Annotated in this window: 11 protein-coding genes; all 11 read right to left on the bottom strand. The window is 64.0% G+C overall.

Annotated features, from left to right (window positions below):
- Positions 1 to 12 precede the first annotated feature (12 nt).
- Positions 13 to 1,005 (bottom strand): type II secretion system F family protein, encoded by a 993-nt coding sequence (locus tag ABIC94_RS22030; RefSeq protein WP_354375113.1) that lies wholly within the window; start codon positions 1,003 to 1,005, stop codon positions 13 to 15.
- A 9-nt stretch (positions 1,006 to 1,014) separates the two neighbouring features.
- Positions 1,015 to 2,388, bottom strand: a complete 1,374-nt coding sequence (locus ABIC94_RS22025) for a CpaF family protein (protein ID WP_354375112.1) — start codon at positions 2,386 to 2,388, stop codon at positions 1,015 to 1,017.
- 70 nt (positions 2,389 to 2,458) lie between these two features.
- Complete coding sequence (locus tag ABIC94_RS22020) at positions 2,459 to 3,610, bottom strand: AAA family ATPase (RefSeq protein WP_354375111.1); 1,152 nt, start codon at positions 3,608 to 3,610, stop codon at positions 2,459 to 2,461.
- A 19-nt stretch (positions 3,611 to 3,629) separates the two neighbouring features.
- Entirely contained in the window at positions 3,630 to 4,058 is a 429-nt protein-coding gene (locus ABIC94_RS22015; RefSeq protein ID WP_354375110.1) for a TadE family protein, read from the bottom strand.
- Positions 4,055 to 4,516: a TadE/TadG family type IV pilus assembly protein gene (locus tag ABIC94_RS22010; RefSeq protein WP_354375109.1), complete on the bottom strand. Its 462-nt coding sequence runs from the start codon at positions 4,514 to 4,516 to the stop codon at positions 4,055 to 4,057. The genes ABIC94_RS22015 and ABIC94_RS22010 overlap by 4 nt, the downstream gene beginning before the upstream one ends.
- Before the next feature lie 5 nt (positions 4,517 to 4,521).
- The gene (locus ABIC94_RS22005; RefSeq protein ID WP_354375108.1) at positions 4,522 to 5,781 is read right to left on the bottom strand and encodes a pilus assembly protein TadG-related protein; all 1,260 of its coding nucleotides are present in this window, start codon (positions 5,779 to 5,781) and stop codon (positions 4,522 to 4,524) included.
- 41 nt (positions 5,782 to 5,822) lie between these two features.
- Complete coding sequence (locus ABIC94_RS22000) at positions 5,823 to 5,999, bottom strand: Flp family type IVb pilin (protein WP_354375107.1); 177 nt, start codon at positions 5,997 to 5,999, stop codon at positions 5,823 to 5,825.
- A 94-nt stretch (positions 6,000 to 6,093) separates the two neighbouring features.
- Positions 6,094 to 6,303 (bottom strand): Flp family type IVb pilin, encoded by a 210-nt coding sequence (locus ABIC94_RS21995; protein WP_354375106.1) that lies wholly within the window; start codon positions 6,301 to 6,303, stop codon positions 6,094 to 6,096.
- Between the two features lie 163 nt (positions 6,304 to 6,466).
- A complete protein-coding gene (locus ABIC94_RS21990; protein WP_354375105.1) occupies positions 6,467 to 6,742 on the bottom strand; it encodes a hypothetical protein in 276 nt (91 codons plus the stop codon).
- 11 nt (positions 6,743 to 6,753) lie between these two features.
- A complete protein-coding gene (locus ABIC94_RS21985) occupies positions 6,754 to 8,253 on the bottom strand; it encodes a type II and III secretion system protein family protein (protein ID WP_354375104.1) in 1,500 nt (499 codons plus the stop codon).
- Between the two features lie 26 nt (positions 8,254 to 8,279).
- Positions 8,280 to 9,122: a Flp pilus assembly protein CpaB gene (gene cpaB / locus ABIC94_RS21980; protein ID WP_354375103.1), complete on the bottom strand. Its 843-nt coding sequence runs from the start codon at positions 9,120 to 9,122 to the stop codon at positions 8,280 to 8,282.
- Between the last annotated feature and the right edge of the window lie 30 nt (positions 9,123 to 9,152).

Here is a 9,152-nt window from a genome sequence, read left to right as displayed (position 1 = left end):
GATTCTTCTCCTTCAGACACGAATCTTCACGATCTTGCGCAGGAGCACCACGCCGACCAGCATCATTGCCAGCATGTACTTGACGACCGTCAATCCGATCGGATCGGTCCAAAGTGGCGACATGAACTCCGGGTTGAAGATGTTCATGAGCGCCGCCAGCGCAAAGGGCATCAGGCCCAGGATCCAGGCCGACAGGCGCCCCTCCGACGACAGCACCCGCACCCGGGCGAGCAGCTTGAGCCTGTCGCGGATGAGCCGGCTCAGGTTGCCCAGCACTTCCGTCAGGTTGCCGCCGGAATCGCGCTGGATGAGCACCGAAACCACGAAGTAGCGCAGGTCGGTGAGCGGTACGCGTTCGCTCAGGTTCGTGAGCGCCTGCTGCAGCGAGACACCGAAGTTGACCTCGTCGGCCACCATGCGGAACTCGCCGGCAATGGGCTCCGACATTTCCTCGCCGATCATCTGGACGCTGCTCGCAAACGAATGGCCCGCACGCAATGCGCGTGTCACCAGGTCCAGTGCGTCGGGCAGCTGCCGTTCGAGGTGCGCCAGACGGCGCTGCCGGCGGTAATGCAGGTAGAACAACGGCACCGCCGCGCCGGCCGCGCCGGCCAGCAGTGCAAGCAGCACAGGCTGATTCGCCAGCGATGCCGCCGCACCGAAAGCCAGGACGCCGCACAGCGCACAGGCGAGCAACACGTGGGACACAGTCCACTCCAGCCCGGCCTGGAGGATGAACCGATCCAGGCGCTGGGCTCGCGGGAGCTTCAGCAGAAACCGCTGCATCCATGGCGCATCGCTGAGCATGCGGTCCTTCACGAGCCGCGCCTGCGCGGTATGGTCAGCGCCCGCCGAGAGCGCCTGCAGCCGCTTCTCGATCTTTCGTGCCTCGGGGCCCTTGTACGAGCGCCACAGCATGTAAAGGCCTTCGATGATCATCAGCACGGTCACGAAGATCAGCACCGCCAAGGTGATGAGGGTGTCGCCAACCAGGTTGTCGAACATGATGGCCTCCTACTCGTAGCGCTTGTCGGGATCGAACATGCTGTCGGGCAGCACCACGCCGAAGGACTGCAGCCGGTCGACGAATTTCGGCCGCACGCCCGTCGCATGGAAATACCCGCGCACCTGGCCATCGGGACCCATGCCGGTCTGCCGGAAGGCAAAGATCTCCTGCATCGTGACGACCTCCCCTTCCATGCCGCTGATCTCCTGGATGCTGGTGACCTTGCGCCGGCCGTCGACCATCCGCAAGACCTGGATCACCACCGTGATCGCCGACGCGATCTGCTGACGCACGGTGCGATGCGGAAGATTCAGGTTGGCCATGCCGATCATGTTCTCCAACCGCGCCAGCGCGTCCCTGGGGGTGTTGGCGTGAATGGTCGTGAGCGACCCTTCGTGGCCGGTATTCATGGCCTGCAGCATGTCGACCGCTTCGGCGCCGCGCACCTCGCCGATGACAATGCGATCGGGCCGCATGCGCAGCGCGTTGCGCACCAGCGCGCGCTGCGTGATCTCGCCCTTGCCTTCGATGTTCATCGGCCGCGTTTCCATCCGCGCGACGTGCGGCTGCTGGAGTTGCAGCTCGGCCGCATCCTCGATGGTGATGATGCGTTCGGTCGCCGGAATGAAGCCGGAAAGAATGTTCAGCAGCGTCGTCTTCCCCGCGCCGGTGCCGCCCGAGATCAGCATGTTGATCTTCGCCTGGGCCAGCCCTTCGAGCATCTGCGCCATGTGCGGCGTGAGCGTCTTCAGCTCGTTCACCAGGTTGTCCATCTTCAGGGGAATCTTCGCGAAACGGCGGATCGACATCATCGGGCCGTCCAGCGCCACCGGCGCGATGACCGCATTGACGCGCGATCCGTCGGGCAGCCGGGCATCCACCATGGGGCTGGACTCGTCGATGCGCCGCCCGACCAGGGAAACGATCTTGTCGATGATGCGCAGCAGGTGCTTCTCGTCGGTGAAGCTCACGTCCGTCAGCTCCAGCCGGCCCTTGCGCTCGACATAGATCTGATCGTGCGAGTTGATCAGGATGTCCGAGACCGTCGGGTCCGCCATCAGCAGTTCGATCGGCCCGAAGCCGAGCATTTCGTGCTGGATGTCGCGTATCAGCGTACGCCTCTCGATGTCGTTCAGCGCTTCGGGCTCTTCCTGCAGCAGCCGTCCGACCATGGTGGAGATTTCCTGGCGCAGCAGCTCGGGCTTCAGGGTTTCGAGCGCGGCCAGGTCGAAGCGGTCCAGCAACTTCAGGTGCATTCGCTCTTTCAGGAGCTTGTAAGCGTCCGAGGCGAAAGACGATAGCGTCGCCTCGGCCGAAGGCCGCCCCGCTTGCCGCGCGACCGGCTCGGATTCGATCGCATTGAGCTTTTCTCGAAATGACATGGGGAACCTGCCTTGCTATTGGAGAAGAAGGGAGAAGGAAGAACGAAGATTCGCAAGGGCAACGCGGCGTTCAGGCCCGGCGAAAAAGCCGGCCGATGAAGCCTTGTGCTTCCTTCGGGCGCGGGCTGAGCGTGTGAGAGATCTCCTCGAGCCGCTTGCAGAGCGGGCTGCCGCGCGACATGTCGGCCAGGGGCACGCCGCGGTTGATGGAGGCGTCCACGTCCTTGCCGCCGTCGGGCACGCTGACCAGCGTGGCCCCGCCGAGCGAGCGGCGCATGTCGGACAACCCGATCTCCGCCCCGTTGGCGCTGCGGTTGACCAGCATCTCGACCTTGCCGGCCGCATAGCCCAGCGACTTGAACACCTGCATGAGGCGCGTCACGTTGCGGATGTGCGGCAGGCTGGGCTGGAGCACGGGAAAAATGCGGTCCGCGCGGTCCAGCACGCGAATGGTGAGGGGGTCGATTCGCAGCCCGAGATCGAACAGCACGAAGTCGTACTGGGCCGCGGCCACCTGAAGGATCATGTCGACATGCTCGGCCTTGACCTCCAGCGCGCGCGAAAGGTCTTCGGGTGCGGGAAGAATGCTGAACCCCGGCGCCACCTTCACCGTGCTTGCGGCAAGCAGCGAGGCATCGAGCCGGCCGATGTCGCGGGCGACGTCAGCCACCGTGGCGCTGGGCCGCAAGTCGCTCACATAGGAAAGCGCATCGCCGAACTGCAGGTTCAGGTCGATGAGCAGCACCGAGCGGCGCAAGGAGAGCTGATGCCCGATGTTGGTGGCCAGAAAGGTCGCGCCGCTGCCCCCCTTGCACGGCATGAACGCGACGACCTGCCCCGGATCGCGTGTCTGCGCCCCGGCCATCTTGATCGCAATGCGTTCCACGGCAGCCTCGAGTGCCGCCGGCTCCGGCGGCGAAGGAAGCACTTCGCGCACGCCCGAACGCATCGCCAGAATCAGGAACTCGGGCGTTTGCATGGCGCACATCAGCACCACCGCAATCGCGGGGTACCGCATCGTGAGCTGCTCCACCATCGACAGCTCGTGAGGGTCGCAGCACATGCCGTCCACCAGCAGCAGTTCGGGCGACGAGCGCTCGACAACCCATTGCATCCGGCTCTTTCCTCCTTCGAACGCAGAGACGACATGAGAGCGCGCTTCAAGCACCTTGCGCATGTCGTTCAGGTGGCCGGCGTTGGGCGAGATGATGGAAATCTTCATGGTGGGTTCCGTTTCTTCGCTACGAGCAGATGGTTGGGCTGTGGAGGTCCTTCCGCATGACTTCGCGCGGCAGGAAGGTGGAGAAACTCGGCATGGGGATCAGCGGTGCCGCCGCCCCCACGATGGGCGAGATCCATTGGTAATTGAGCCCGGTGATGCCCACCGTCACGCCCTGGCAAGTGGCGGCTGTGCAGCCCGCCGGCGTCCACGCCACGCTCACCGTTGTGATCTGCGGCAGCAATGCCTGCATACGGGCGAGCACCAGGGCTTGCTGGCCGGTGTCGTCGCACACCACGGCGTAGCGCGCACCGGCACGCGTTGCCTCGCTGGCCGCGTTCCATGTGAACAGCATTCGCGCGAAGTCGACGATGCCCAGGACCAGCATGAGAAAAACAAGCAGGCCCAACGAAAACTCGATGGTGGTGGCGCCAGCCATTCGGGTTTTCATGATGGCGCCCTCATGGTGGCGGTGATGTCGCTGAAGACAAGGTCACCGTTCGCATCGGCGAAGGCAAGGCCCATCACCGAGGGGAACAGCGAGTGGAAGGTGTAGCTGCTGATGCGCACGGTCACCGTCGTGATGAGCGGGTTCGCCCCCGCCGACTGCCAGGTGCAGCAAGTTCCCGCGGGCACGTTCGCCAGGCTCAGCCCGCGCGCCAGCGGCGTGCCCGTGCCTGCGGCGTTGCCGTACACCATGAGGTTGCGCGCCTCGGTGATGTGCGTGCCCGGCGTCTGAACGGACAGATAGCGAACCGCGTCGCGGGTAGATTTGACGACCAGGTTGTATTCATACATTGCGCGGCCGAACTCTGTCGTGATGAATGTGAGCAGCAGCAGCAGCGGCGTGATGAGCGCCAGCTCGATCAGCGCCGCGCCGCGTTGCCTGTGGGCCGACGTCTTTTTCATGTGCATCACCTCACCAGGACCGGAACCAGTGGGCCCGCCGCGCCGCCGGCGAGTCCGGCTGTGGTGCAGGGGCTTCCGACGGCGCCGGCATTGCCGCGGAACTCCAGCCACGTGTCGCCCATTGGAATGGTCAGCGGCTGCAGCATCAGCATGCAGGCGTAGTCGATGACATTCGAGCTGCCGTTGATGACCGGCACCGTGACAATGCGGCGGTCGAAACCATATTGCTTGTGGCCTCCGGCAACGTTGCCGGGTGCGGCCAACTCTTTGAAGCTGTTGAGCTTCAGCCCGGTGATGTCTTCGCAGTCCTTCACTTTTTTGGTGGTATCGCCACAGGACGCGAAAGCCGCGCGCTTGGTCACGAAGTTCTTGGCGCTCGCGGGTGTTCCAGGGGCCGGGCCGTCGTAGGCGTTGAACTGCGCAGGCCAGTTGTCCTTGGTATAGGCATAGCCGGTGTAGTCGGGCCGCTGCACGCTTGGATCGCCGCTGTTCTTGTAGATGCCGAAGCGCTGGTTCCAGACGTCGACCACCGACGTCTGCACCCCGGGGGTGCCGAGCTTGTCGCCCACCTTGGTGCCGCAGTGATTGTTCAACTCGGCTTCGGTTTCCGAGGCGCTGTTGCTGCCGTCGAGGTTGGCCCAGCCGATCTCGCCACCGGCAGAGGCGTTCTGCGCATGTATCAGCTTCACCCAGTCGCCGACGTTGAAACCGTAGTTCGGAGCAACGCCTCCGGCCTTCGGCTTGAGCGCGACCGGGATCGGACAGGTGGTCTGGGCGCTGGCACGGGTGGCCACCGCGCTGGCCGCGACGCTGCGCACCGCGGGATTGCCCGCGGTGTCGCCGGAGAAGGCACCCATGGCCTTCATGAGCCAGATGTTGATATTGGGCTGCGTGTGCACGCACTGCGCGTAAGTGGCCACGAGCGGATTGACCGTGGGTGCATAGGCAGCGTCGCGGAAGGTAACTTCTGCGAGGGCGATCTGGCCCTGTCCGCTCCAGGTGGCCGACTGCATGTTCACCCGGTTCGCGTTGCCGGCCGTCTGGCCGGCGCTCTGGGCCCGCGCAATCGCCGTGCCCTGTTTGTCGAGCTCCCGTGCGGCGGCCAGTGCACAACTGTCCACGGCGGTCTGCAGTTCGGACTTGACGACGAACAGATGGCCGAAGTCCAACGCAATGCCCATGAATCCCATCAGGAACAGCAGGAACAGAGCGGCTGTGATGATCATCGCGCCACGCTGGCGTTGGTGAAAGCGATGGATTTTCATGATCGGCTTTCGGTGCGGGGCGGTAATTCGAGCGGAGTGGCTCAGACGCAGTTCGCGCCACCAAGGCAGACGGCAACGCGATCAATGAAGCTACCGAAGCTGGTGGCAATCGAGAGCGGTTGCAGCGCGAGCACCAGCGCGATGGAGATGACGGCGATGATCAGTGCGTACTCCACAACCTGAGCGCCGCTCTCGTCCTGCAGGAATGACTTGAACATGATGATTTCCCCGTTTCCGTGTTGCGAAGGTCTCAGAATGCGAAGGCGGGGGAGCGGACCAGCCATGCGCCGGCCCGTTCCCGCCACCAACGGCTTAAACGCAAGCCGCTGTAGTGAGGCAAACGTTCACGCGATCGATGAAGTCCGCGAAACCGCCACCGTCCTCGGTGAGGGCTTTCAGCGCGACGACCAGCGCGATCGAGACGACAGCGATGATCAGTGCGTACTCGACGACCTGGGCGCCGTCTTCGTCGTGCAGGAAACTGCGGGCAGATTGGCCAATGGCCTGGAAAAGATTGGTCATGAGTTTTTCCTCTCAAGGTTCAAATAAAAAAAAAGAATTCGTGGATGAGTGAATGACATGGCAAATGAGTAGTTGTTGCGGGTCTTGACTCTCCTTTCGTGCAAGGCTGGTTGATGAGAAACGAGCGATAAAAAGAAGGGCAATCGACCAATGGACGATGCGTTTACTTTTCGCCGCCGATCGAGCCGCCGATGTTGATGACGTTCACCGCCGGCGGCGGCGACTTGTAGGATTTCTCGTACTGCAGCATCGACTCGCGCGCCGCGCGGCCGTCCATGCCCACCACCGGATTCCCGTCCTTGCCGGCGTTGGGATTGAGCGTCATCTTCTTTCTGGCGTCGCGCACGGCGTCGCCAAAGCGAGCGTCGTAGTGGGGCGTGACATGGGAGCATCCGGCGCCCAGAAGGACCGTCAGCACGAGGGTGGTCGACTTGAACATGGCAGTGCTCCTCACTGGATATCGCTGGCCGGGGCGGCGGGTGCCGGGGTAGCGCTTTCGAGGCTTCCGTTCAGGTAGACCTCGAGGCGACTTGGAACGACGTGGTTGTCGGTCGGAACGCGAGGCGATTCGCCCAGCGGCCGAACGAGACGCGGCGTGATCACGAACATCAGCTCGGTCTGGTCGTTCTGGAACTCCGTGCTGCGGAACAGCGCGCCCATCACCGGAACCTCCCCAAGCCCCGGGTAGCGCTTCACGGTTTCATTGACGTTGCTCTTGATGAGCCCCGCAATGACGAAGCTCTGCCCGTCGTTGAGCTGCACGGTGGTGTCCGCGCGGCGCACCGTGAGCGAAGGCAGCACCGCAGTCACCCCGCCGACCGTGGTGAAGGGAGAACCCGTCTGCGACAAGTCCGACACCTCCGAGATCATCTTGAGATTGATCCGACCGCCATTGAGCACGGTGGGGGTGAACTTCACGCCGATACCGAACTCTTTTTCCTCCAGCGTGATGGTCGATCCGGCGCGGCCGTTGGAGTTCTGCGAAACGGGGATGAAGATTTTCCCGCCCGAAAGGAAACTGGCCTGCTGTCCGCTGATGGACATGATGTTGGGCTCGGCCAGGATGCGCACCAGGCCGTCGTCCTTCTGGCCGTCGATGCCTATGGCAGTGCGGCCGATCCTCATCGCCTCGACAAGGCCCGCGCCGCCGCTCAGAAAGTCGGAGATCAGCGAATAACTGTTGAGACCGCCGTTGCCCGAACGGGCCAGCCCGACGCGCGCGCCCAAGCGGTCCAGCAGCGTCTTGCTGACCTCGGCAATCTTCACCTCCAGCATCACTTGCTGCGGCGTCGAAATGCGCAGCAGGTTCACCACCTTCTTGCCCTCGGCGCCGTAGGCCGATGCCAGGTGCAGCACGTCGTCGAGCTTGAGCGCATCGCTCACCTCGCCGGTCAGCACAATGGATTTTTCCGCGCTGCGCACCCGGATGCGGCTTTCCTCCGGCATCAACTCGGCGAGCTTGGACTGCAGAGCTCCCGGATCGATGGTGACGACGACATCCTTGATGTAGCAGGTGCCATCGGCGCTTTGCAGCACGACGTTCATCGAGCCCGCCTGGCGGCCGCGGAAGAACAGGTCGGTGGGGCTCAGCAGCATGACGTCGACATCCGCGATGCCGTCGCCCGCGTTCCGTGCCGCGGCAGGCGCCTGTGCCGGTTGCGCAGCGGCTGCGGGCGCGCTGCTCGGCGGCTGTCCGCTGACCACGATGCGCGCGACGCGTGCCTTGAGCGGAATGACCACCGACTTGCCGAGCACGGCCTGCGTCGGTTGATCGTCCGGAATGATGGCGGTGCAGCGCCGCGTGGCTGGCGCCGCCGCTGTGGCCGGCGCCGGAGCCACAACCGGGGTTGCGGCCGATGCCGGAACTGCGACGTCTGCGGCAACGGCGGGTAGCGCCAATGTCGTGAGTACCGCCAACAGCACGGCGGGTGAAGAAGAGAGATATTGCACTTGTTGTTCCTCCTGACGGGGACTGATCAGAAACAGGTGAGCGAGCGCGCCGCGTGCTGGATCACTTCCACGCACTCGGACTGCCGCAACGCGACGGGGCCGACACGCGGCATGCGCGCCGGGGCCGGCCGCGCAGCCACGGTGGTGGAGATCGGCAGGATTTCCTTCTCGCCGAACAGCTGGCCCTTGGTGATGCCGGTGGTTGCCACTGTGGTCTTGTCCATCTGGTTGCGCAGCACCAGCGACAGCGTTCCCACGCTGCGCGCCAGGTCGAGCTTTTCGGAATCTTCCAGAGACAGTTCCAGCGTGACGGCGCTCACCACCTTCGGTTTTGTCTCGTCGCGGCCGGCCTCCTGCGCCACCGCCAGCACCAGTACCTTTTCCAGCACTGTCTTGCTGATCTGGCGGTTCTCTTCGCCGCCGCTCTTGTCCTGCTGGGCGTTGACCATCACATCGACGTAGTTGCCCGGCAACGCGAAGCCCGCCACGCCGACCACGTCGTTGACCCGCACCGTCATTGCGCGCTTGCCGCTTGCAATGACCGCGGAGAGCCCGCCCTGGGTGCCGACGGGCGCGAGCTTCCCCTCCAGAATGGCTTCGCCGCGCAGCACCCCGACCTTGACCACACGGTCTGCCAGCGCCTTGGTGTCCTTGAAAGCGCCCGCCGGCGTGGAGCCGCTGGGCCAATCGACCAGCGACAGCATCTGGGGATTTACCCGGCTGCCCAGCTCGATGTCCACGGCCGCCACCACCACTTTGTTGGAAGAGATTCCGGCCTGTCGCGAAACCCACCCCGTCGCGTAGATTGCGGCTGCCAGGCCGGTCAGGAGGGCGAGTAGAAGCAGCCCGAGCGCCTTGATGTTTTTCATGCGAATCTCCGCCGTGGATGAAGAGTGAAG

This window comes from Variovorax paradoxus (genome assembly GCF_040544635.1).
GTDB lineage: Bacteria > Pseudomonadota > Gammaproteobacteria > Burkholderiales > Burkholderiaceae_C > Variovorax > Variovorax paradoxus_R.
Note: the sequence above shows the minus strand (reverse complement) of the source record. Positions and strands in the feature narration are given on the sequence as shown.